The organism is Streptococcus sp. 2741, from assembly GCF_013276315.1.
Classification (GTDB): Bacteria; Bacillota; Bacilli; order Lactobacillales; family Streptococcaceae; genus Streptococcus; species Streptococcus pseudopneumoniae.
Map to the genome: position 1 here is coordinate 17,875 of NZ_VMKU01000040.1, position 25,224 is coordinate 43,098.

The window sequence follows — 25,224 nt, forward strand, 5'->3', positions numbered from 1 at the left end:
TTTTCATTGAGTATAAATGTATATCAATATTTTTTGTTTTTCTTAATAAACGCAATGCAAAAAGAGCCTGTTGCCAAGCTCTTTAGTCTATTATTTCTTCTCAGCGCGAAGAGCTGACAAGATTTGTGTACGGATATCATCCACACCATTTGGAGTATTTGGTAAAAAGATGGTTTGATTTCCTTTAGAGGCAAAGGTGTTCAAGGTATCCAAATACTGGTTGGTCAAAAGGATGGACATGATTTGTTCTTCTGTCATGCCAACATTGGCTTCCTTGAGTTCGGTGATAGATTCTGCCAATCCATCCACAATCGCCTTACGTTGTTGGGCAATCCCCACACCATGAAGGCGGTCTTTTTCTGCTTCGGCTTCAGCTGCAGTGACAATTTTAATCTTATCGGCTTCTGCCAATTCTTGCGCTGCGACCCGTTTGCGTTGCGCCGCATTGATTTCATTCATGGATTGCTTAACTTCTGCATCTGGCTCCACCTTAGTAATCAAGGTTTTCACGATAATGTAGCCGTAAGTGGTCATTTCTTCTGCTACTTGGTGTTGAACTTCAAGGGCAATCTCATCTTTTTTCTCAAACAATTCGTCCAAGGTTAATTTGGGAACAGAAGAGCGAAGAGCATCTTCGATATAAGATTTAATCTGAGATTCTGGACGCATGAGTTTATAGTAGGCATCTGTCACGCTCTGCTCATTGACACGGTACTGAGTCGCTACATTCATCATCACGAACACATTGTCCTTGGTCTTGGTCTCAACCACAATATCACTTTGCAGCAAGCGCAACTGAATGCGTGCTGCAATCGAGTCAATCCCAAAAGGCAAGCGAATATGAATACCGCTGTTGGAAACCTTTTGGTATTTCCCAAAGCGTTCAATAATCGCCACCGACTGCTGACGAACCACATAAACTGTACTCAGTGTGACTATCACCAATAGGAGCACACAAACAATCAGAAAAATCATGAAAAATATTGCCATAATGGAACCTCCACAAGTATTTTTCTAGTATTATATCACATTTAAAGAAGGCTGTGCCGTTTTTACTGCGATTTTTCCTGAAATGTCAATAATTAGAGGTGAAACTGCATTTCAAGTTAGTAATCTCTTTTTTTCACTGCATTAACTTCTATAGAATCTTCATCCATAGTCAGAGAATGACTTGCCTTAACTTTTCTCTCGTGCTATACTATTTATGAAATTAATGAATAGGAGATATTTCATGAAATCAGCAAAAACTACTGTTACAATCCTTTCTGCACTTGCATCTGTCGTCTTATTATCTAGTTGTGCAACAAAGTCTACAGAAACACAGACAAGCAATAAGAGCTCATCTGATAATCAGATTACAATGACATATGACCAACTACGGTCAAGAGAAAATACTATGTCAACCCTTTGGTATCAAAAATCAGCTGAAACCAAAGCCTTGTATCTACAAGGTTATAATGTTGCCACAGATCGTCTAAAGGAATTACTGAAAACAGAATCAGACAAGCCTTATTCAATCATTTTGGACTTAGATGAAACAGTCTTAGATAATAGTCCTTATCAAGTTCAAAATATCAAAGACGGAACAGCATTCACACCTGAAAATTGGGATATTTGGGTTCAAAAAGCTGCAGCAAAAGCCGTCCCAGGAGCCAAGACGTTTCTTCAATTTGCCAATCAAAACGGCATCCAAATTTACTATATTTCTGACCGCTCAGTTAATCAAATAGATGCTACGATTAAAAATCTAGAAAACGAAGGAATCCCTGTACAAGGGCGTGATCACCTCATGCTCTTAGAAAGTGGTGTAAAATCCAAAGAAGGGCGTCGCCAAGCAGTTCAAGAGAAAACTAATCTAGTATTACTATTTGGTGATAACCTCGTAGACTTTGCAGATTTTTCGAAGATTTCTGAATCTGACCGTGATAAACAACTTGAAGAATTGCAAAAAGAATTCGGTGAAAAATTCATCATCTTCCCAAATCCAATGTACGGATCATGGGAAACAGCTGTCTACGCTGGCAATAAATTGGATGCTAAAGGTCAAGTGGAAGAACGCCAAAAGGCTTTGCAAGGTTTTAATAAATAAAACAAATAAGCTGATTCTATATAAACTAAGGTTAACTTACAATCTTCAAAAAGTGGATAGGAAGGAATTCTGATAATCAGAAAACTTTCCTATCCACTTTTTTAATTGATATAACATCAAGCTTTTATACATCTGATACTATACGTTTTTCTGATTTTAAAGACTTTGTCGCCTAGACCCTATATTTCAAGCATTAAGTGACCTTGATGATATAAATTTATTGTGGTATACTATTTTTGTCATCGGTTACCGATTACGTTCCTATGGGTTCGTGAGAGGAGGTGAAACTAATGAGCCTTATCATAGAGCTCGCTCTTACTATTATAGCGGATGTTATAGCTGGAATTATCTTGTATTTCGTCTGCAGATGGCTAGATAGTAAGGAGTAGACCGAGTGACTAGCCTATAAACACCCGTTAAATCGCTAAGATACGTCAAAAAAGCCCTTAACTACGGCAATAGTTAGGGGCTTTGGTGTTCTAATGAACCTTATCAATTAACTATATTCTAGCATATAATCTACAATAGTTCAAGCATTAAGTGACCTTGATGATCTAAATTTAGTGTGGTATAATACTTTTGTCATCGGTTACCGATTACGTTCCTATGGGTTCGTGAGAGGAGGTGAAACTAATGAGCCTTATCCCAGAGCTCGCTCTTACTATTATAGCAGACGTCATAGCTGGAATCATCTTGTATTTCGTTTGCAAATGGCTAGATGGTAAGAAGTAGACCGACTGACTAGCCTATCAACACCCGTTAAATCGCTAAGATACGTCAAAAAAGCCCTTAACTATGGCACTAGTTAGGGGATTTGGTGTTCTAATGAACCTTATCCATTAACTACATTCTAGCATATAAGCCCAGATATTTCAAGAGTTTTATTTATTATTTAAAGTTCCTTAGTTCTGAAAGGTATTTGATTTTTCATCAATTCATTTAAAAATACTATACAAATTTCTTTACATTTTCCATAAGTGTGATATAATGAACTCAATAAGATAACTTGTGAAGGATAAACGCTGGGTCCCAGAATGGGGTAGACTGAAAGGTTGAGCATTCCTATGTGCCTGGGGTTATCTTTTTATTTTGATTTTTTAAGGCTCTCTACAAAGTTTAGAGGGTCTTTTTCTATTTCTGTAATGATAAAGTCAACAAATTGCTGTGAATAGGTATAGTGCTCAGACTTACCTATTTTATGGTAATATGCAAATTTCTCGTCAGTTTTTATTGAATAGAAATCAATGATTAAGGTTAGAACATATTGATTGAAACCAGATTTATAATTTAATTTGATATTCTTCTTGTTTAATCGATCATTTACAACTGAGATGATATTCCCGTATGAATATTTGTGAGTCTCTGATGGATCTTTTAAATCTTTTACTATTGCTACTTGAGAGGGAGATTGATTTGCAATTGAGACAACGAAGTCAGCTTCAGACTTTTTCTTTGTGATGTATAGGTTTTGTTTTACACCGATTGCAAATTTATCTGAATTATACTCAGAAACAAGAACATCTATAGCATTTGCTTGCTGAATAAACTTTTCTGCAATTTCCGCTGGGTATTTTAGTCTGATTTGTTCATTTGTCAGAGGCTCATAACTTGCTGATATAGTTAGGAAATTTTGTGCAATGGTCTCAGTGATGTCTCTACCATGAAATCTCTGAAGTTCATTGACATAGTTAAGTACACACGCTTGAAATAGTGGAGCGTACTTTAGTTCGTAATCCTCTGTAATATAATGTGTGCTGATATTTCTAAGCTCAATAATACGCTCCAGATTTAGTCGAATTCGTGTACTATCATCGGAATAAATTTTCTTGATAACATTTTCAAGGCTGAGAGTTCTATCTGGATTATCCTTAAAATAGATTGATAGATTTCTATTTAGCATTTCAGACTTCAACATCAACTCCCAAGCATTACATATGAAAAAACTGAATCCTTCAATACGATATTTGATTGTAGGCTTGTTGTAAATTTCCAGCCCCATAATAAAGGCCTCAACACTTTTATCAACAAGTCGTTGACTTAAATTTTTCATATTTTTCTTCCCTCCAATCTAACTATTAAGCAATCTTTTTAATAAAAACAGTTGCTTTTTATTTTTTTCTTATTCATTTGTCAAATTTGCCGTTTTTTACAGTTTAGTTTATAAAGTCGGATTTCCCTTCCTCCATAATTTTCTTTTATAAAACATCAAGCCCTTAACTGACATCTGATTACTAAACAGGTAACTTACGAAAAATACGCAGACATATCAGAATTACAAGAGAATTTCTAATATCACTATATCGCTTCTTTTATTAAAGACTAACTTTTTTGTTAAAATGTTTATACTCAACAAAAATCAAAGAGCAAATTAGAAAACTAGGATTATATATTCCTGTAGAATATACCAAAACACCCCTTAACTATCGCACTAGTTAAGGGATTTGGTGTTCTAATGAACCTTGCCTATCGATTTTATTCTAACATACAGGTCCAGATATTTCAAGAGTTTTATTTATTATTTAAAGTTCCTTAGTTCTGAAAGGTATTTGATTTTTCATCAATTCATTTAAAAATACTATACAAATTTCTTACATTTTCCATAAGTGTGATATAATGGACTCAATAAGATAACTTGTGAAGGATAAACGCTGGGTCCCAGAATGGGGTAGACTGAAAGGTTGAGCATTCCTATGTGCTGGGGGGTATCTTTTTATTTTGATTTTTTAAGGCTCTCTACAAAGTTTAGAGGGTCTTTTTCTATTCCTGTAGAATATACCAAAACACCCCTTAACTATGGCAGTAGTTAGGGGCTTTGGTGTTCTAATGAACCTTATCCGATAAAATTATTCTAACATACAGATCCAGATATTTCAAGAGTTTTATTTATTTTTTAAAGTTCTGGAAAGGTCTATAATGAAGTTAGCCATCTAGTATCAAAAAACCAACTAGCTCCTATGAACTAGTCGGTTTCTAATCAATGTGCCAACATTTCTTGGGCGATTTCTTGTCCAGATAGGTTATCTGGGTAGTAGGTTGGCCAGTTATCCATTTCTTCAAAGAGGGCTTCTTGGCTGGTGCCTCCAAAGAAGATATGGAAATGTTCTGCCTTAACTGGGGCGATATTGTGGTCACTAAACTGAACATACTTGAACTGTCCAGCGTCCGCATCTGTCGCTTCAAAGAGGAAGCGCACACCACGATTACCTTTCTTGTAAGTTAAGATTTTCTTTCCAACATACTTATAAGTATATTTCTTACTTTGTCCACCTTGAACAAATTCCATAGTGTTATCAGTAATATTAATCTTAGTCACATCTGTCTGATAGCCTTTTGTATAGTAGGCCTTGTACTCAGCCTGAGTCATCTTACCAGTCAACTTAGCCTTGTAGTCAAAGACTTGATCAAAAGTTCCATCTTCAAGGAAAGGATAAACTGATTGCCAGTTACCTGCATAGTCACTCAAGGTGCGGTCCTTGACGTCTGCATCCTCAAAGTAACCATTTTGAACTGTCTTGGTATCCTCTGCCTTTTCAGGCTCGATTGCTGGACCTTCTTGGTCCGTTGTTTGTTTCAAAGCCTTGAGGTTTTTCTCCATGATAGAGATGTAATTTTCTCCCGCCTTGGTGTCCTCTTCTGTCAGACTTTCTAAAGGATTAAGGACATCTGTTTTGACACCTGCCTCTTTTGAAAGTGTGTTAGCAAGGGCTTGTGAGGCATTTTCTTCAAAGTAGATATAGGCGATTTTATTTTTCTTGACGTACTCTGTCAATTCTGCCAGACGTGCAGCTGATGGCTCTGCATCTGGTGAGAGACCTGAGATTGATACTTGCTTGAGACCGTAGTCCAAGGCAAGGTAGTTAAAAGCTGCGTGCTGAGTCACAAAGCTCTTTTGTTTGGCTTGAGACAAGCCTTCTGCATAAGCCTTATCCAATGTTTGCAATTTTTCGATATAGGCAGATGCGTTCTTTTCAAAGGTCTCTTTTTTATCAGGATAATCTGCCGATAAGCTGTCACGGATGTGCTCTACTAGTTTAATGGCACGAACTGGTGATAACCAAACATGGGGGTCAAACTCATGGTGATGGCCTTCTTCTCCATGGTCATGGTCTCCCTCTTCTTCCTCACCACCTGGCAAGAGCAACATATCGCCTGTCGCCTTGATGGTTTTCACTTTTTTCTTATCCAAAGTATCTAGCAATTTAGGAACCCAAGTTTCCATGTTTTCATTTTCATAAACGAAGGTATCTGCATCTTGGATTTTGGCAACTGCCTTGGCAGACGGTTCGTATTCATGGGGTTCTGTACCAGCACCGATGAGGAGTTCTACATTAGCAGTATCTCCTGCGACTTGCTTGGTAAATTCATAGACAGGGTAAAAGGTTGTCACGATATTGAGTTTGCCATCTGCCTGTTTTTGATTGGAACAAGCCACTAAAAACAAGGCACATAAACTGGCTAGCAATAAGCTAATTTTTTTCATCTTAGTCTCCTATTTGATAAAACGTCTTACTAAACTAATGAGCAAGAAAACAGTTACAAAAATAATAGTAATACTTGCACTTGCAGGTGTTTCTGCATAGTAGGAAATGTAAAGTCCTGCTACCATTCCCAAAAATCCAATCGCACTGGCAAGCAGCATAACCGATTTAAAGTTTTTCCCCAGACGCAGGGCAATACTAGCTGGCAAGATCATAATGGTCGATACCAGAAGAGCTCCCGCAGCAGGAATCATAAGGGCAATGGCCACCCCCGTCACCATGTTAAAAAGAATGGACATGGTACGAACTGGCAAGCCATCCACAAAGGCCGTATCCTCATCAAAGGTCAAGATATACATCGGACGAAGGAAGAGGAAGGTCAAGATCAAAACAACCGCCGCAATGACAAAGAGGGAAATGACCTGCTCCTCACTAATAGTCACAATCGAACCAAAAAGATACTGGTCCAAACTCATAGAACTGGAGCTTTTGCCCTTGCTCATGACAATCAGAGAAACAGCCAAACCTGTCGACATGAGGATAGCTGTCCCGATTTCCATAAAGCTCTTGTAAACCGTACGGAGATACTCCAGAAAGGCCGCCGCAATCAAGACAATAGCAATAGTTGAAATAGTCGGAGAAATCCCCAAAACCAACCCAAAGGCTACACCTGAAAGAGAGACGTGGCTGAGGGTATCACTCATCAAACTCTGACGACGCAAGATAAGGAAGGTTCCTAATACCGGCGAGAAAAGACTCATGGCAATAACTGCTAGAAAGGCGCGTTGCATAAAGTCATAAGATAATAAACTAAGCATGGCCCACCTCCTGATCATTCTCATGAACGTTGAAACAACGCCATGGCGAGTCTTGGTTACGGACTAGATGAATATTGCGGTCCGCATAGTCCTTAACTTCTTCAGGGTCATGGGTAATCATCAAAACAGCCTTGCCATGATGATGGGCGCTGTGGTGCATGAGTTCGTAAAATTCGTTTTTACTTCCTGCATCCATCCCCGTTGTCGGCTCATCTAGGATAAACACATCTGGATCCGAAGCAAACATACGCGCAATCACCGCTCGCTGCTTCTGTCCCCCAGATAGAGATCCCAAGCGTTTGTCTCGGTGTTCCCACATACCAACTGAGTCCAGACTAGCCTTGATATGCTCCTCATCATGAGCATTCAAGCGACGGAACCAGCCTTTTCGCGGATAGCGACCCGACTTGACAAATTCATAAACCGTACTTGGAAAACCTGCATTAAAACTGGCAATCTGTTGAGGAAGGTAAGCTATTCTCAATTTCTTACCCTGCGTATTTGTCTTTGAAATGGTCACCCTACCAATGCGTGGTTGGAGAATTCCAAGACTGGCCTTGATCAGTGTCGTCTTAGCTGCCCCATTTTCCCCAGTCAAGGTAACAAATTCCCCACTATCAACACTATAATTGATATGTTCAAGAACGGGCTCCTTATCATAATAGAAGGATAAATCCTCTACCGTAATGTATCTCATTATTTGATTTCTCCTACTAAAGCAGTCAAAAACCGCTGGATTACTTTTTGTTCATTTGGAGTAAACTGAGTCGCCACTTGTTCATAGGTTAAAAGTGTATGCTCATGGTGATGATGGTGCTCCTCAGCGATTGGACGAGCCAAATCAGTCAATTGATAAAAAATCACACGCGCATCCTTAGGATCTTTAGATGTTTCCAACATTCCTTCCTTGACCAAAGACTTAATGGCCTTGGTAACTGCCGCCTGACTGACATTGAGGCGACGGGCCAATTCTGAATTTGTTAAAGATTCCTCCGACAAGAGCATGAGGATATGCTCCTGAGTATTGGTCAGAGCCACCTCACTAGTGCAATGACCTATTAAAATTTCATGCTGATTTTCTGCCTGTAAAATCACCTCATTCAAAAAGGTATCGATATCCTTCGCTAGCTGTCTCATATCTGACTCCTTTCCTTTTGGACTTCTCTTTTTTAAGAGAAAAATACTATTCTGTGGAATTTTGTTTACCAGTTAATTATATCACAAGCAAAAAAAGAGTCAAGAAAAAACGTAAAAATCGTCTTCATTCTTGAACTCTTCTATATTATGATCTATTGAAATTCTTTGACATCTCCATCGTATGTCGCCCAGTCTTTGCTGAAAAAGCGCTCATTCAGATGGTAAGTCGGAGCTGGTGTGGGATTGGATAGGAAAGGATCAACTGCCTTGTCAAAAGCCAACCAACCCAACCAACCAAGGTGGATGGTATCCTTCATAAAGAAAGGATCCCCGCCATCCTTAGAAAAATCTGCTATATTGGTAAAACCTTGACTCTCTAACTGGTAGCGAATCTTCTGCACCGTTTGTTGGTACATATCCTCTCGTAGACCAGCATAATCCATCCATTTTTTATTAACAGGTGGAATGATAAAAATCGGGTTTACCTTGGATTTAGAAAACTGGGTTAAAACTAACTGCAGGTCATTATACTCTGGCGACTTGAGATAGGTGAAGTTTTTCTGAGAATCCTTTAATTTCTTCAAATCCTTCTTAATCTGCTTATTATAGAAATCATTCTCCATTCCCAGATCATTATTGGAAGTATTCTTTTCTGCATCTGATTTGACAACATCTTCTATTGCTTGATAAGAAAACTGGTCTGGCAAGGTCTTTAAATACTTAACTACATGCTTACCATAATTAACATAGCCTCTAACTGAAAACTGTCCAAAAAAGGAAGCCTGGCGTTCATTAAACCGAGCCAATAATTCAATCGTCTCATTGTCTGCCGTCGACAATTCTTCTTTGCTTGCCAACTTCTGAACCAAATCCTTCATAGCTACGTTGGGAAACTGCTGTAGTAAGCGAGTCGCCGCATATTGGCTAGCCTGATCTCCAGATTGATGTTCCAGAAAACTGGTCAACTGGTCTCCATTAAAATACTGCTGGAAGGCTGCTGGCTCATAGCCATTTTTACTGAACCACTGAGGTGAGATAACATACACAACTTGTTTATTCTCCAGTTGTGGCAACATCTGTTGCATTCCAAAATACTGGTTAAGCGATGCAGCTCCCCTCTGTCCTAAAAGATAAGGACGGTAGGAGCGATTGTATTTCTCAGCTAATACCGCAGGATGAGCACCGTCAAAACGAAGCCATTCACTAGAGCCAAAGAAGGGAACAAAACGCATATTTGGATCAGATAGTGCTCTGACTTTTTGACTTCGCTCCTTAAAACTATCGATAGTAGTAGCCACTGCTGAACGCTTTTCAGCTCCTAGATTATGACGCATCTCAGTAGGATAAAAGAAAATGAGCAGAAAAACCAACAAACCAGCTATCAAGACCGGTCCGAAGATCGTCCATAAGCGTTTAAGCATTTTGTAGCTCCACAATGCCAGCTATAATTTTATTAGCCGTATTCCAGTCATCACGACCAAACTCTGTCACAGGGACACGAATGTCAAAACGGTTCTCAATCTCCACAATCAACTCAACCGTTCCCATACTATCCAAGACACCTGCATCAAAAAGATCTTCATCCATCATGTCAGAAACATCTTCCATAAACAACTCATCAATAATTTCGATAACTTCTGATTTGATATCCATATTTTATTTCCTTTTATTTTTTAAACCATAAATCATTCAAAAATCCAGAAAAGATTAAGAATGACAGCATGACGACATGGAAGGTGACAACCATGCCAAGCAACTGAATCCAGCGATTCTCAGGTAGGGCAGCCTTCCCTGCTTTTTTCCGTTCCTTATTGAGCGTTTTTTTCTTGCGAACCCAGACATCATTGATGACCAAGCCCAGTCCATGAAAGAGTCCATAGGCGATGTAGTACCAGGTCACACCATGCCAAAATCCCATAATCAGCATATTTACAATATAGGCCACACTTGAGGTTACATTGCGATTCTTAAAGACCTTCTTTCTGGTCAATACCATCACCATTCGCATAAAGACAAAGTCACGGAACCAGAAAGAGAGACTCATATGCCAGCGATTCCAAAATTCCTTTAAATCCCTTGATAAAAATGGTTTGTTAAAGTTGATAGGGCTACGGATTCCCATCAAATTTGAAATGGCTAAGGCAAACATAGAATAACCTGCAAAGTCAAAGAAGAGTTCCAGACCAAATGTATACATAACTGCCAAGGCATAGAGGTTAAAGAAGCCACCTGACTGCAAGGCTAGATTCTTCAAAGGAGGCAACAAGGTTTCTCCTAAAACATGAGCTAGGATAAACTTGTACAAAAAGCCCCACATGATATAGCGAACAGATTCATCCAGCATATCCATCAACTCATCCCGCTCAGGAATGGCCTGATAATTTTCATTAAATCGCTTAAAGCGATCGATTGGGCCACTTGAAAAAGTCGGCATGAAGAGAAGGAAACGAAGGAATTCCCAGAGGGTAAAATCCTTAATCACTCCATCTCTCAGCTCGATGATAATCCCAACCGAACGAAAGGTCAGGTAAGAAATTCCCAAAAAACCAAGCAAAGACTGCGTTCCATTGATAGCCGGCTGCACCTTGACAAAGATAATCGGAAGGAGGGATAGAAAGCTAACTAGGTAGAAGACCCACTTGCCATCCTTACTTTTTCGATAATGCTTGTAGAAGAGTACGAGCAATATTTCCCAGCACAGATAAATACCCAAGGCAGCTAGTTGATTGGTCTTCCCACCTACCAACATGGTGACGATAAAGAAGAGGCTAACCAGCACTTCATACCAGGCAAAGCGTTTCTTGAAAAAGAGGCCGATAAAGATGGGCAAGGTTGCAGCAATCACATAGACAAAATACTGAGGATTGCCGTATGGCTCTAAATGAGGAAGCTGTTGAAAGAACTCCATCATCTCTTATTCACCTCGTTAATCAATCCTTTAATGTCAATCTTTCCATTTGGAGTCAGTGGCAAACTGTCTTGATAAAGGAATTTAGACGGCATCATGTAGGACATCATGATGTCTGTCAAATCTTCCTTGATGGCCTTGGTAATATCGATATCACGCTCAAACTGCTCACGCACACCATCTTTTAAGATGACATAAGCCAATAGATTTTGCACCTTGTGGTCCTTATTATAGCGCGGTACTGCGACAGCAGACTCGATAAAGCGAGACTTGTTGAGGTTTTGAGAGACATCTTCTAACTCAATGCGGTAACCGTTGAACTTAATCTGGAAGTCCATGCGTCCGCCGTAAAGAAGCAAGCCCTCATCTGTCATGGTTCCTACATCTCCAGTATGATAGGCTGGCAGACCTTCAAACTCAAAGAAGGCTTCCGCTGTTTTTTCAGGATTGTTCATATAACCTTTTGAAACGGCTGGTCCAGAAACAATGATTTCTCCCTGTTCGCCATTTGGCAGTTTATTTCCTTCCTCGTCAATGATAAAGGTTGGAGAATCAGCCTTGGTATAGCCGATTGGTAGACGTTTGAGAGTCGCTAGCATCTCATCTGTCACGGCAACTGCTGACAGGGCCACTGTCGCTTCTGTTGGACCGTAGGCATTGATAATACGGGCATTTGAGAAACGCTCGCGTAGTTTTTGAGCTGTTTTAACCGTCAATTCTTCACCATCAAAGTAGAAATGCGTAATACCTGGCATTTTCTCACTGTTGAAGTCTTCAGACAACATGGCCATATCCGCAAAAGAAGGGGTTGATGTCCAGATAGCGATTGGCAATGAAAAGATGGTCGCAAAGAGTTGCTTAAAGTCCTGAGTAATAGCTGAAGGAAGAGCGAAAAGCGTACCACCAAGTGCCAAGGTCGGTGCCCAGTACATGACAGACAAGTCAAAAGAATAAGGTGGCTGAGCCAGCATTTGCGGACGACTTGGCGTCGCAAATTCCTTATCCGTAATCATCCAGTTGGTAAAGCTGAGGAGGTTATCATGTGAAATCTGCACTCCCTTTGGCTTACCAGTCGTACCAGAAGTAAAGATGATGTAGTAGTTATCATCGCCCTTGACTGGATGCGTGATCTCATAGCTAGTCCCTTGAGCAAAGGCTTCTTGAACCTGAGCTAGATTCATCATCGGTGTAGAAACCTGCTCCAATGGAAAGTCTGAAATGGCAATAATCAAACTTGGCTCCGCTACTTCTAAAATAGCTGAAACTCTCTCCAAGGCCGAATGGCTATCAATTGGAATGTAGGCATGCCCCGACTTAGTCAGCGCTACAAAGGTTGCCAACATTTCATATTCTTGGCCACCAAAAACGACCACAGGAGACTTCTCAGGCAAGCCTAGTTGGTCAATGGCTGCAGCCAAACTATCCGAATCAGCCTTCAAATCTCCATAAGTGTGTTCCTGCCCCCAAACATTGTAAACAGGATAGTTAGGCTGGGTCTGAGCAAAATGCTCAATGGTTTCAATCATATCTGCTATTGGTTTATTTGACACAATAGGGATTCTCCTTCAAGTTAAAATTCATTATAGATAAAGCTTCCTTGACCCTGACCAAGATAGCTAAAGAAGTAAAGCAGCCCTAGAAAGATAAGAAAATACAAGGCTGTCCGACCAAGAAAGAGGTACAATTCTTTTCTCTGTTTCATCAAGAAAAACCATTCATTTCTGTAATTTTCCGCTAAAATAAGAGTGATTCTTACTAGCTTATTTTTCTACCATTGTACCACTTTATATAGTATTTTTTCAATTGTTTACCATATATTTTCAATAGATTTCAGTTTATTTTAAGGATTATGCGGTTTTTCTATGAATATTTTAAAAGAAAAAAGCCTGAGATTTTCATCTCAAGCTCTATCAAAATAATTATTTTCTAAATTAGAAAAGTGAGAATACAAGCACAGCCAAGGCTGCACCAATAACAGGTCCCACAACAGGAATCCAAGCGTAAGACCAATCTCCGTCTCCCTTGTTTGAAATTGGAAGGATACTGTGCATGATACGAGGACCGAGGTCACGCGCAGGGTTCAAGGCATAACCTGTTGTCCCACCTAATGATAGACCGATACCGACAATCAAGGTCCCCACTGCAAAGGTTCCGATACCTGCCTGAAAATCGTAAAGACCCAAAGCAAAGATTGTCAATACCAATACAAAAGTTCCTAGGATTTCACTAATCAAGTTTGATACAGTATCTTTGATAGCTGGTCCTGTGCTGAAAGTAGCCAAAATATTTCCTGCATTTTCTTCTGCCTCATAATGCGGTTTGAATTGCAACCAAACCAGAATCTGACCCAGCATAGCCCCTGCGAACTGAGCTAGGATATAAGGGAAAACGGAAGCCCAAGGCAAACCACCTTTCAAGGCCACACCAATCGTCACAGCTGGGTTTAAATGAGCTGGACTGAGCTTGCCAGATACAAATACTGCAACCGCAACTGCAATCCCCCAACCCATAGTAATCACAATCCAACCTGAGCTGTTGCTCTTGGTTTTTGGAAGAACCACACCTGCAACAACACCATTTCCTAGAAGAATCAGGATTAAAGTCCCCAAAAATTCTCCAAATAATTCATTCATCATCTTTCTGTCTCCATTAAAAAGAAGGAGAGGGTAGACTAGGAGTCCTGCCCGCCACCTCTTTTATTTTTTCTTAATTTTTTAATTCTGCTAAATCATTATTAGCAAGAGCTGCTTCGACATCCGCACGGTAAGCTGCTTTTTCTTCTTCTGTCCAGTCATAGAATCGTCCCATTTCATCCAAAACTGGCTCAACGATGCTGTCCAAACTATCACGCATAAAGAGCATATGGTTGGTACGACGAAGAAGGAAGTCAACCGGGCTAAGAGTCAACTCGTTGCGCATTGCATAGTGAAGGGACAAAGTATCTGCCAAACTGAGTCCTGGCGCTTGTTCCAAGCTGTGAGCAAGGGCAAAGACTTTCGGTGCATTTGAACCGTAAAGATTTGCTAGGTAATGGCCTTCCTTGCTATCCAAGCCACGTGAAACTCCAAGTTGCGCAAAGGCTTCGATTTCTGAGTCCACATTTGCTGGATTCAATTCTCCACCTGAAACAGGGTAAGTCTTCGAGTTGATGAGTTTAAAGCTACGGTCAAATTCTGCTTTGAGGATATCAACCACGCGCTCCATAGCTCCTTCAGCCATCTTACGGTAGTCTGTGATTTTACCACCAGCAAGAGTCAAGAGACCATTATCATCACGGTCCAAGCTAGACCCACGAGAAACTGCAGATGGATCCAAATGTTTCTCAGATGTGCTACTTTCAAGCTTGCTGACAGCAGACTCAACATCTTCACGTGTTTTTTCTTTGGAGAGATAAGATTCAACAGTCGCAATCAAGTTGTCAAAGCTTTCATCACTGATGGTACCGTTATTTCCACCATTATAGTCAGAGGCACTGTTCCCTGCAATCAATGGACGAAGACCTGCCCAGCTACTTTCAATGTCAGCAACTGTAATATTCGCTTCTGGGAAGCGGTTGTTGACAATACCAAGTAGGTAATCTACATCTTCTTGAGTTACTTTTGGATGCTCCAAATCACCTGTATAGTCTGTATCAGTTGTACCAAAGTAGGTCTTGTTTTCACGTGGGAGAACAAAGACCATACGACCGTCACCCAAACCTGTGTCAAAGTAAACTGGCTGTGAAACCTTGATTTTGCTTGAATCCACTACCAAGTGAACTCCCTTAGTTGGGCGCATTTGTGAGAATTGCGTTCCCTTATTAGACAAATTACGTACTTTATCACTCCAAGGACCTGTTGTATTAATAACCAGACGGGCCTTGATTTCAAATACTTGGTCTGTCAAGAGATCACGAGCTACAACACCTGTAATCTTGCCACTTTCGTCAAAGAGGAAGCCTTCTGCCTTCACGTGGTTGGCAATGAGGGCACCGTCTTGGTTGGCACGTTTGATGTTTTCAATCACGAGACGCGCATCGTTGTTACGGAAGTCAAGATACACTCCACCTCCTACCAAGCCTTCTTTCTTCAAGTTTGGCTGGCGTTCCAAGACTTGATTCTTACTCAAAACCTTGTTAGCAGCTGGTGTATTGTTGACACCTGCCAAGAGGTCGTACAAGTCCATGGCTACTTTAAGACGGAAGAGGCTAAAGGTCGCTCCATCTTCATCGTAAACTGGTAAGAGCATTGGGTCTGGTTTTGGAATGTGTGGAGCAATTTGTTGTACTACTGCACGTTCTGAAACCGTATCTGATACTACTTCTACGTCGAATTGTTTGAGGTAGCGAAGACCGCCGTGAACCAATTTTGTTGAACGGCTGGATGTTCCTTCTGCGAAGTCCTGCATTTCAATCAAACCGGTCTCAAGACCGCTAGCTGCCGCCTGCAAGGCTACACCAGCCCCTGTGATTCCTCCCCCGATAATCAAGAGATCCAGGGTGCGTTCCTGCATTTTTTTAATTGACCATTCACGTGTTTTCTTTGAAAATTCCATATTTACACACCTTCTAAATAAATCGCTTTATTCTGCCAGTATTAGTCGTCTACTTCCGCAAAGACTTGCGTTGCTTTCACAGCCTTCTTCCAGCCCTTGTAGAGTTGTTCCTTGCGCGATTCGTTCATCGATGGTTCAAAGAGTTCTCCTGTCTCGTTCAAAAGTTTCAACTCATCCAAGTTTTTCCAGTAACCTACTGACAAACCTGCTAGGAAGGCTGCTCCTAGAGCTGTTGTTTCCAAGTTTTTAGCGCGTGCAATGTCAATGCCTAAAATATCAGCTTGGAACTGCATGAGGAAGTTATTCATGGCTGCACCTCCATCCACTTTCAATACTTGAATAGCTGTTTGAGCATCCACCTGCATTGTGTCAATAATATCACGTACTTGATAAGCAATTGATTGAAGAGTTGCCTTGATAAAGTCTTCTTTGCTTGTTCCACGAGTCAAACCAAAGACAGAACCGCGAGCATTTTGGTTCCAGTATGGTGCTCCTAGTCCTGTAAAGGCTGGAACGACATAAACTTCATCATCATTGTGAGAATCACGAGCATATTTTTCAGATTCTGGTGAATTTTCAACCATGCGAAGACCATCACGAAGCCACTGAATAGCACTTCCTGCGATGAAGATAGAACCTTCCAAGGCATAATAAACCTTACCGTTGATTCCGTAACCAATGGTTGTCAAGAGGTTGTTTTCAGACAACTGCATTTCTTCACCAGTATTCATGATGATGAAAGATCCTGTTCCATAAGTATTCTTGACCATACCAGGTTCAAAGGCCAACTGTCCAAAGAGGGCTGCTTGTTGGTCCCCAGCCATACCTGAAATTGGGACTTGTCCGCCGTAGAAATGGAATGGCGCTGTCTGACCGTAGATTTCAGAGTTAGAACGAACTTCTGGCAGCATAGCCTTAGGAATGTTGAGAATTTCCAAAATCTCATCATCCCATTTGAGTTCTTTAATGTTATAAAGCATGGTACGAGCTGCATTTGAGTAATCCGTCACGTGAGCCGCACCGTCAGTCAATTTCCAAACCAACCAAGTATCGATAGTACCAAAGAGCAATTCCCCTTTTTCTGCTCGCTCTTGAGCGCCCTCTACATGATCCAAAATCCAACGAACCTTGGTAGCAGAGAAATAAGCATCAATAATCAAACCAGTCTTTTCATGGAATTTTTCCACATAACCTTGGCTTTTCAGCTGTTCAGCCAGAGGAGCTGTCTGACGTGATTGCCAAACGATAGCATTGTAGATAGGAAGTCCTGTTTTCTTATCCCAGACGACCGTTGTTTCACGTTGGTTGGTAATCCCGATTGCCTCAATCTGACTTGGTTTCACACCACTTTCGATGAAAGCTCCAGCAATAACAGACTGGACGGAATTCCAAATTTCATTGGCATTGTGCTCTACCCAACCTGCCTGAGGGAAAATCTGGGTAAACTCTTTTTGACTCGAGCTAACCTTTTCCCCTTTTTTGTTGAAAATGATGGCACGAGAACTTGTAGTTCCCTGGTCAATGGCCATAATGTATTTTTCTTGTGACATGTGCTGTCCTCCTGATAAAGATCTTGAGGTGTTTCCTCTTTACACTTACTAGTATACAAAATAAAGCGCTTTCTTGTTTATCAACTTTTTTTAATTTTTAAAAAAATGTGAGGAGATTGTGTGAATTTCACAAAAAGACCTGGAATAACCAAGCCTTTTAAGTGAATAATAACTGACGAATCGCTACCAAATCCTCCATATCCAAGTCGTTTTTTAAATAATAGACTGGTGTCTGTTCCTTCTTATGAATCGGATTATTGGTAACCAGCAAATCATAATGCCGACTAGGGTCATAAGCTTCAATGGTAATAAAACGATTGTATTCCAAATACCGTTTTAAAATGGCTACCATCCTTGAAAAGACAAGAAAACCAGATGTCAAATCCAGACCAATCCGCATATGCTGACCACCATTTTCAGCCATATATTCGATTAACTGAAGCCATTCCCAGAGAATTTTCTTATCCAAATCCGTCCCCTGCTGAAAGGCAGGTAGAACATGAAAAATCTCCTCTGCTGTTTCTTTAAAATCATGTTCCATCAGCAAATAAGGATGACGATTCTCTAACTGATACTTGTAGCGATCCTGTAAAATATAGCCCTTATAGAGATAGACTTGAGCACAAAGCTGACTGAGTTCATAGGTGACATGGTCCTCTGTATAATCACCCAGCAACTCCTCCTTCTTCATTTCTTGAATCAATTGCGTCAGCAAATCTACCAACTGCCCTCCAAAACCAAGGATATACTCCATAGTATGAAGAGGAAGAATGCGATGAGATAGGAGGAAAGAGAAGAAAATCATCATCTCACCATCTTCAGTCCCTAGAGGAATATGTTGCCCAGCAAAAAAAGACGAGGTCTTTCTCAGCAAACGAAGGTAGAAAATATTGTCAAAATACCCTCGCATTTTCTCTTCTATCACTTGAAACTGACAGGCATTAACCCGAAGACGTTGTTGACTGATGTGAGCCCAGAGGACCAAGTCTAACTTCTGCCCCGAAGACAAGCTTGCACCGCAGATTTCTTCTAAAGTGGCAATCTCCTGTTTTCTCTCTGGTTTCTGCATATGACCTTCCCACTCCTGACTGGACCAGACCTTGCGGAAAAGACAGAAATAGAAATAGCGAATCTGATGTTCTGGGCCTCGCCAACGTCCATTTTGGATGGATAAGTCAAATTCTGACAAAATCTTATTTAAACCAGCCAAATGACGACCAAGCGTAGCCTCGCTAATCACCAATTCTTGAGCCAGCTGATGGGCTAAAAACTGTTGGTGGTAGAGAAGATAAACCAAAATCTGGTATTTAACAGCATTCTCCAAAAACAAGCTCCGGATATCTCTCCCCTTGGTAGCTGCACCGATTGACAGACACAGATTTTCATCTTCTAAGTGAATAGTCAGCTCTAAGCCACTATCCAAAGCCTTGTCATTGAGCAGGGTGACATATTTGGTTAGGGTTGCTTTTGAAAATCCTGTTTCCTCCATTACAGCCTTGACGGTCGTCTGAGACTCTTGTAATAGGAAGGAAAGGATCGAAAATTGGCCAGATTCGGCCTTTTCCATCAAATCTCCTAAATACATTTGTTACCCCTTTCATTTTCTATCTTAAGCATAGCATAAATCTTAGAAATGCTGAAATAATCTGTTTCTCTTTTTATTTTCATGCTGATTCCCTGATCCATTATCCTGAAAATCAGCAAACACACGGCTCCCCCTTTGGGCATTTTTATGCTAAAATAGTAGCTATGGATAAAATTATTAAAACTATATCAGAAAGCGGTGCCTTTCGTGCTTTTGTCCTTGATAGCACAGAAACCGTCCGCACTGCTCAAGAAAAACACCAAACCCAAGCTAGCTCAACTGTAGCACTTGGTCGAACTCTTATCGCCAGCCAGATTCTCGCAGCCAATGAAAAAGGAAATACCAAACTAACAGTGAAGGTACTGGGCTCTAGCTCTCTAGGTGCTATCATCACCGTCGCTGATACCAAAGGGAACGTCAAAGGCTACGTTCAAAATCCTGGTGTTGACATCAAAAAGACTGCAACTGGTGAAGTCCTAGTCGGACCTTTTGTTGGAAATGGTCAATTCCTCGTTATCACAGACTACGGTACTGGAAATCCTTACAACTCTATGACTCCCCTTATCTCTGGAGAAATTGGTGAAGACCTTGCCTTTTACCTGACTGAAAGCCAACAAACACCTTCTGCAGTCGGCCTCAATGTCCTTTTGGACGAAGAAGACAAGGTTAAGGTTGCTGGTGGTTTCCTAGTTCAAGTCTTGCCGGGAGCCAAGGAAGAAGAGATTGCCCGTTTTGAGAAACGCATCCAAGAAATGCCAGCTATCTCGACCCTTCTCGAAAGTGAAGACCATATCGAAGCCCTTCTCAAGGCTATCTACGGTGACGAGGCCTACAAGCGTCTTTCTGAAGAAGAAATCCGTTTCCAATGTGACTGTAGCCATGAGCGCTTTATGAACGCTCTTGCAAGCCTTCCAAGCTCAGACTTGCAGGAAATGAAAGAGGAAGACCACGGGGCAGAAATCACTTGTCAATTCTGCCAAACAACTTACAACTTTGATGAAAACGACCTGGAGGAACTCATTCGTGACAAATCTTAATACACCTTTTATGATTGGCAATGTTGAGATTCCCAATCGTACCGTTTTAGCACCTATGGCAGGTGTCACCAACTCAGCCTTTCGCACCATCGCAAAAGAGCTCGGAGCTGGGCTCGTTGTCATGGAAATGGTCTCTGACAAGGGAATCCAATACAACAACGAAAAAACCCTACACATGCTTCATATCGATGAGGGAGAAAACCCAGTTTCTATCCAACTTTTTGGAAGCGATGAAGACAGCCTAGCACGCGCAGCAGAATTTATCCAAGAAAACACTAAGACCGATATCGTCGATATCAACATGGGCTGCCCAGTTAACAAAATCGTGAAGAACGAAGCTGGCGCTATGTGGCTCAAGGATCCAGACAAGATTTACTCGATCATCAACAAGGTTCAATCTGTCCTTGATATTCCACTTACTGTCAAAATGCGTACCGGCTGGGCCGATCCATCTCTGGCAGTTGAAAATGCCCTCGCTGCTGAAGCAGCAGGTGTTTCTGCCCTCGCCATGCATGGCCGTACCCGTGAACAAATGTATACAGGTCACGCAGACCTTGAGACCCTTCACAAGGTCGCTCAAGCTTTGACCAAGATTCCATTTATCGCCAACGGTGACATCCGTACGGTTCAAGAAGCCAAACAACGCATCGAAGAAGTTGGTGCTGACGCAGTTATGATTGGCCGCGCTGCCATGGGAAATCCCTACCTCTTCAACCAAATCAACCATTACTTTGAAACAGGAGAAATCCTACCTGATTTGACTTTTGAGGACAAGATGAAAATCGCCTACGAGCACTTGAAACGCTTGATTAACCTCAAAGGGGAAAACGTCGCAGTTCGTGAATTCCGAGGACTCGCTCCTCACTACCTCCGTGGAACATCTGGTGCTGCCAAACTCCGTGGAGCCATTTCACAAGCTAGCACCCTAGCAGAGATTGAAGCCCTCTTGCAATTGGATAAGGCTTAAAAGACAAAAACCCGTAACTATCTTAAAGGTTACGGGTTTTTGACTGTAAAAATTCAAATACTAAGGGTTATTATTGACTCAAAGCAACACTGGAAACCTTGCCATCCGCTCCTGTTGTAATTTGGATGATTTTTCCTCCACCAATTTTGGCATTATACTTGCCATCATCAAGAGTATAAGAGTAGCCTCTGATAGAGTAGTTTTCTTTCTTTCCATCAGCAGATTCTACTGTGAATTGACCTCCTGATGAAACTGTGATGGTTTCGCCATTTGCTCCCTTCCAATTGCCCGCTGCAGCTGAGAAATCACCATCTACCATGGTTAAAACACCCTTGTAGCGTTTATTTTGCTCTGCTTGTTTGTCTTGAAGTTTGCGGTCAGTTGTAGGATCATAGCTTGATTGGTTAGACTGGGATTGAGGAGCCTGTTGAGTTGAAGGAGCCTGAGCAGGAGTTTGTTGACTAGCTGCCTGTTGATTAGACACTTCTTGACCTTGTCTTTGCTCTGGTGCAGGTGCCACTTGTGATGGCCTTGCAGTTGCTGAAGATTGATCAGTAGATGCCTTGGCCTTTTCAGATGAAGCTGAAGTTGAGGACTTCTGAGTCTTGCTTTCTTTGCTAGAAGAGGCTGCTTTAGAGCTTGATGACTGGCTTATCTTAGCAGAACTGCTTGCTTGAGTTGTTTCCTTTTTATTTCCACAAGCTCCCAGTAGCAAGGTAGAAGCCAATACAGTTGCTACCATCAATTTGATATAGGTTTTCTTTTTCATTTTTCTACTCCTTTGTAATATTTTAGAAATATAAAGAAATCTTTTTGTAATGGAATTGTAACATTTAGATTTAAATATGTCAATAATTTATTTAAACTATTTTAAAAATCTCACATAATTTAAACACCTTTACTCCTCCTACTCTGCTATTCGTAATCTAATAGAAAAAACAGAGAAAAATTCCTATTTTGTTTAAAATTTTTTAAATCGCTCTTATTTAATCGCTTACATATTTAGCTGCAAAGGAATATAATAACAGTGAAATAGAATATAGGAAGTGCACTCTTATACTAAATAAGTATTTCAAGTATCTTCCTTGGTTGATTTTGGGAGCAATTGGTTCCTATAAATCCGCAACTCACTATGGCAAAACTTCGTTTGATATCTTCTATCTGACCACAGTCTTTATGATTTTCTATATAGCTTTGTTATTCCTACACGAAAAATATCTCAAGTATCGATACAAAGACTTTTTACTCACATGTTGAGCAATTCTAAGAAAGATAACTATCCCTAAAAACAGTCGCAACAGCAAAGCAAACTAATAAAGGCAAACAAAGAGGTCAGGAACTTTATCCCGACCTCGTTTTTTATTTCAATCGATAGGTTTTTCTTGGTTTCTTTTTAGACACTCGTTTGAGTCCAACTTCTTCTACATATTCTCCGTATTTTACGAGAAAGTTATTGCTGACGATTGGACGACCGGGGTTGATGAGATTGACCAGTTCAGTCCCTTCATAGACAGTGAACTCCTCCTCCAGCAGATAAAGGAAGGTCGGATTCCAGTCGAGACGGCCTTGGATTCGTTTGATAGACTCTTGAATAATGGCATAATGGTCAAAAGCGAAGGCTTGTTCCTCCAACTCCACTCCCTCTAGGTAGCATTTGCCTGTCTGAAAATCGACATCTACAAAAAACACATCCTTGGCATCGTCTCCTGCTTGAACAAGTTCTAATGCACGACTAGGCAAATAAACCAAGTGGGCAATGGTCACTGTCCAGCCCCGTGGATCACGGCCGGGAGTCGATACGGTCATCAATTGCTCAATTTTTTCCAAAGGAAGATCGAGATTGACTTCTTCTCTCACCTCACGCTGACAGGCATGCGCAGCATCTTCGCCCTTGTCCATAAATCCTCCAACCAGAGCCAAACAATTTTGATAAGGGTGAGCCTTGCGGCGAATTAATAAGAGCTTGATTTTTCCTTCAACAAAGCAGTAGGCTACCATATCCACCGTCACACTTGGTTTTTCGTATTGAGGGAGTTCCTGCTTGTAGTACCAATCTAAAAACTCCTCCTGACTTGCATGAATTTCAAAATATTCTTTTTCCATCCCTGCTGGAATCATCGTGTCCGTCATTTTATGCCTCCTTACGAACTGCCTTGGTCCATTGGTACCAACCTACTAGACTATTGAGAGTGTAAACCCAGTACATCCCTTGGATGTGGATATTTTCACCCCACCAGAGATAAATACTAAAGAGATTGGTTGCAATCCAGAAAATCCATTGCTCACGATAGAGACGGGTCATCAAGAGCTGACCGACACCATTGGTCGCATCGGTAACACTATCACGGAAAGGGCGAGCACTATGGATACTTTGATAAGCCAAGCCCATACCAATCCAAATGATAGCAGTCAAGGCCAAGTACTTGAGCCAATCAAAAATAGATAATTTCTTAGCTTCAAAATGAGATTCTTCTGCTTTTCCTTGGTCATTAATACGGTTGGACAGCCAAGCATAGAGGCCAATCGGCTGCATGACAAAGAAGTAAACGGTCGTCAAGACTTCGCCATAAAAAGTCGCATCCATGGCCAAAATCAAATAGATAGCAGAGTTAATAGCCCCAAAGAGATAATTGCTTGCACGACCTTCTGCTACCAAGATAACACAGACAATCCCAGTCCAAGATACAAACAAGCTTAACCAATCATGACTATCTATATTTTGAGTGAATTCCAAGATAAAGGGAACACTTGACAAGGCGATGAGATACAACCACTGGAAGAGGCTACGACCGACAAAGAGATCTTTCCAGAGCAAGTGCATGATTCCTGCAAAACCGATTTTGCGAGCTTCTGCATGAACATTTTTAAAGTTTTCGATAAATTGTGTGATTTTTTCAGTTAGTTTTTTCATATGTTTCTCCTAATCTGCTTGGTAAATGGTATCAATAGCCACTTTTGCTGCTTCATAATTTCCTAGATAATCCTCAGCTAGATAAACTAGTGGAATGTTTGCTAAGTAGCGCTCCCTCATCTGGTCCAAATGCTGGGAAAAACTATGACGAATATGGTCTTCTGCCATAGTCATATCTCTAAATCCGTCATTGACATAGGAGCCAATAGGTTGCACAAAGAAAATCAAGTCCCATTTTTCCTTAGCCAAGATCGAGGCAAAGAGATTATCAAAAGTCTCTCCCGATAAGTCCCCTTGATCCTCTGACTCCATGTAATAATCATAGTAGCCCTTGGTTACTAAGGAGTTGGTGTCTGCTATCACCAGTCCCCTATTGGCATTACTGTCAATTAACTTAGAGGTCTGGTCATACTGCCACAACAGGAGATAATAGTAATCCTTTGGAGTCAATTCATCGTCGCGGACATTGTTTTTGATCTGGTACTCACGTGCATATTCCAAGCTGACTGGTGCATCGTAATACCTAGCCAAATCCTTTGCCAGAGTGGTCTTCCCATTGCTAGCACTTCCCATAATCAACACTTTCTTTGTAAACTGACGTCGGAAGGGTTGAGCAATATATTTCCAATATTTGCTTGGGTTTTCTCGAATCATAGTCTCTGAGATACCAAACTTTCTTTCTTGCAAGACAGTCTCAAAGCCACGATTTGATAATTCTTGCTGATAGTCTGCTTCTCCCACAAAGAAGATCAGTTCTTGTTGGGTTTCATCATAAGAAATCTCCGCTAACATTTTGTCCAACCACTCCTGCCAACCCATAGGGTAACGGGGAAGATTGGTCTCATCTAACTTACAAACCGAGGTCAACTCGTCATCACCAAAGGCCTCTCGGATATATCGAAATCTTTTTTGAAGCGTTAAACCTACCTGCTCCCCTCTATCTCCCTCATAGCCTGAAACGACAACCCAGACCTGGTCACACTGCCGCTTGGCTCGCTGGATCAGATCGATATGACCCTGATGAAGCGGAGCAAATGTCCCAAATATCACTGCTGTTTTCTTTTTCATAAACGCATTGCCTTTTTATAGTTTTTGATATTTTTATTATCTATGTTTTTATTATAAACTATATTTTTGTTTTGTCAATAGTTTTTATCATTTTTATAAAAACATTGCGAAAAAGAGAACCAAGTGAAAGTTCTATAATGAAG

22 protein-coding genes and 1 pseudogene are annotated in these 25,224 nt (G+C 40.9%); 4 read left to right on the top strand and 19 right to left on the bottom strand.

What is annotated here, in order from left to right; translation table 11 throughout:
• Positions 1–90: 90 nt before the first annotated feature.
• The gene (locus HT671_RS04895) at positions 91–990 is read right to left on the bottom strand and encodes an SPFH domain-containing protein (protein WP_000963957.1); all 900 of its coding nucleotides are present in this window, start codon (positions 988–990) and stop codon (positions 91–93) included.
• A gap of 241 nt (positions 991–1,231) precedes the next feature.
• Here HT671_RS04895 and HT671_RS04900 point away from each other — a divergent pair, with 241 nt between their 5' ends.
• Complete coding sequence (locus HT671_RS04900; RefSeq protein ID WP_000833516.1) at positions 1,232–2,089, top strand: 5'-nucleotidase, lipoprotein e(P4) family; 858 nt, start codon at positions 1,232–1,234, stop codon at positions 2,087–2,089.
• A gap of 1,084 nt (positions 2,090–3,173) precedes the next feature.
• Here the strand turns inward: HT671_RS04900 and HT671_RS04905 are convergent.
• The 14 genes from HT671_RS04905 to HT671_RS04970 form a co-directional block, all read right to left on the bottom strand.
• Entirely contained in the window at positions 3,174–4,139 is a 966-nt protein-coding gene (locus HT671_RS04905) for a DUF3644 domain-containing protein (protein ID WP_000793784.1), read from the bottom strand.
• A 924-nt stretch (positions 4,140–5,063) separates the two neighbouring features.
• The gene (gene adcA / locus HT671_RS04910; protein ID WP_000724077.1) at positions 5,064–6,569 is read right to left on the bottom strand and encodes a zinc ABC transporter substrate-binding lipoprotein AdcA; all 1,506 of its coding nucleotides are present in this window, start codon (positions 6,567–6,569) and stop codon (positions 5,064–5,066) included.
• Positions 6,570–6,578: 9 nt separating this feature from the next.
• Complete coding sequence (locus tag HT671_RS04915; protein WP_079253021.1) at positions 6,579–7,385, bottom strand: metal ABC transporter permease; 807 nt, start codon at positions 7,383–7,385, stop codon at positions 6,579–6,581.
• Complete coding sequence (locus HT671_RS04920) at positions 7,378–8,082, bottom strand: metal ABC transporter ATP-binding protein (protein ID WP_023941156.1); 705 nt, start codon at positions 8,080–8,082, stop codon at positions 7,378–7,380. Before HT671_RS04920 ends, HT671_RS04915 begins: the two co-directional genes overlap by 8 nt.
• Positions 8,082–8,522 (bottom strand): zinc-dependent transcriptional regulator AdcR, encoded by a 441-nt coding sequence (adcR, locus tag HT671_RS04925; RefSeq protein WP_079253020.1) that lies wholly within the window; start codon positions 8,520–8,522, stop codon positions 8,082–8,084. Before adcR ends, HT671_RS04920 begins: the two co-directional genes overlap by 1 nt.
• Positions 8,523–8,674: 152 nt before the next feature.
• Positions 8,675–9,943 carry a D-alanyl-lipoteichoic acid biosynthesis protein DltD gene (gene dltD / locus HT671_RS04930; protein WP_079253019.1) on the bottom strand — a complete coding sequence of 423 codons (1,269 nt, stop codon included), beginning with the start codon at positions 9,941–9,943 and terminating at the stop codon, positions 8,675–8,677.
• A complete protein-coding gene (dltC, locus tag HT671_RS04935) occupies positions 9,936–10,175 on the bottom strand; it encodes a D-alanine--poly(phosphoribitol) ligase subunit DltC (protein ID WP_000351967.1) in 240 nt (79 codons plus the stop codon). The genes dltD and dltC overlap by 8 nt, the downstream gene beginning before the upstream one ends.
• A 13-nt stretch (positions 10,176–10,188) precedes the next feature.
• A complete protein-coding gene (gene dltB / locus HT671_RS04940; RefSeq protein WP_079253018.1) occupies positions 10,189–11,433 on the bottom strand; it encodes a D-alanyl-lipoteichoic acid biosynthesis protein DltB in 1,245 nt (414 codons plus the stop codon).
• Complete coding sequence (gene dltA, locus HT671_RS04945) at positions 11,430–12,980, bottom strand: D-alanine--poly(phosphoribitol) ligase subunit DltA (protein ID WP_172923068.1); 1,551 nt, start codon at positions 12,978–12,980, stop codon at positions 11,430–11,432. The genes dltB and dltA overlap by 4 nt, the downstream gene beginning before the upstream one ends.
• Positions 12,981–13,000: 20 nt before the next feature.
• Complete coding sequence (locus tag HT671_RS04950) at positions 13,001–13,132, bottom strand: teichoic acid D-Ala incorporation-associated protein DltX (RefSeq protein ID WP_000813667.1); 132 nt, start codon at positions 13,130–13,132, stop codon at positions 13,001–13,003.
• 229 nt (positions 13,133–13,361) lie between these two features.
• Positions 13,362–14,066 (bottom strand): MIP/aquaporin family protein, encoded by a 705-nt coding sequence (locus HT671_RS04955; protein ID WP_000980823.1) that lies wholly within the window; start codon positions 14,064–14,066, stop codon positions 13,362–13,364.
• Positions 14,067–14,136: 70 nt separating this feature from the next.
• Positions 14,137–15,963: a type 1 glycerol-3-phosphate oxidase gene (gene glpO / locus HT671_RS04960; RefSeq protein WP_138703401.1), complete on the bottom strand. Its 1,827-nt coding sequence runs from the start codon at positions 15,961–15,963 to the stop codon at positions 14,137–14,139.
• Positions 15,964–16,004: 41 nt separating this feature from the next.
• The gene (gene glpK / locus HT671_RS04965; RefSeq protein WP_101514807.1) at positions 16,005–17,513 is read right to left on the bottom strand and encodes a glycerol kinase GlpK; all 1,509 of its coding nucleotides are present in this window, start codon (positions 17,511–17,513) and stop codon (positions 16,005–16,007) included.
• Between the two features lie 157 nt (positions 17,514–17,670).
• Positions 17,671–19,098 carry a helix-turn-helix domain-containing protein gene (locus HT671_RS04970; protein WP_101514808.1) on the bottom strand — a complete coding sequence of 476 codons (1,428 nt, stop codon included), beginning with the start codon at positions 19,096–19,098 and terminating at the stop codon, positions 17,671–17,673.
• Positions 19,099–19,262: 164 nt separating this feature from the next.
• Between HT671_RS04970 and hslO the strand changes: the two genes are divergently transcribed.
• Positions 19,263–20,135: an Hsp33 family molecular chaperone HslO gene (gene hslO / locus HT671_RS04975; protein WP_000357854.1), complete on the top strand. Its 873-nt coding sequence runs from the start codon at positions 19,263–19,265 to the stop codon at positions 20,133–20,135.
• Positions 20,122–21,102, top strand: a complete 981-nt coding sequence (gene dusB, locus HT671_RS04980; protein WP_000183308.1) for a tRNA dihydrouridine synthase DusB — start codon at positions 20,122–20,124, stop codon at positions 21,100–21,102. Before hslO ends, dusB begins: the two co-directional genes overlap by 14 nt.
• A 70-nt stretch (positions 21,103–21,172) precedes the next feature.
• On the opposite strand, the gene HT671_RS04985 is transcribed toward dusB, so the two are convergent.
• Positions 21,173–21,871, bottom strand: coding sequence for a hypothetical protein (locus HT671_RS04985; protein WP_023936780.1), 699 nt, complete (start codon positions 21,869–21,871; stop codon positions 21,173–21,175).
• A 287-nt stretch (positions 21,872–22,158) separates the two neighbouring features.
• Between HT671_RS04985 and HT671_RS11585 the strand changes: the two are divergent.
• Positions 22,159–22,388, top strand: a pseudogene (locus HT671_RS11585) (hypothetical protein).
• Positions 22,389–22,461: 73 nt separating this feature from the next.
• Here the strand turns inward: HT671_RS11585 and HT671_RS04990 are convergent.
• From HT671_RS04990 to HT671_RS05000, 3 genes are read right to left on the bottom strand one after another with little or no spacing between them, the layout of a single operon-like run.
• Positions 22,462–23,232 (bottom strand): NUDIX domain-containing protein, encoded by a 771-nt coding sequence (locus tag HT671_RS04990; RefSeq protein ID WP_138703403.1) that lies wholly within the window; start codon positions 23,230–23,232, stop codon positions 22,462–22,464.
• Position 23,233: 1 nt separating this feature from the next.
• Complete coding sequence (pnuC, locus tag HT671_RS04995; RefSeq protein WP_023941179.1) at positions 23,234–24,013, bottom strand: nicotinamide riboside transporter PnuC; 780 nt, start codon at positions 24,011–24,013, stop codon at positions 23,234–23,236.
• 9 nt (positions 24,014–24,022) lie between these two features.
• Entirely contained in the window at positions 24,023–25,081 is a 1,059-nt protein-coding gene (locus HT671_RS05000) for an AAA family ATPase (RefSeq protein WP_050208092.1), read from the bottom strand.
• Positions 25,082–25,224 lie beyond the last annotated feature (143 nt).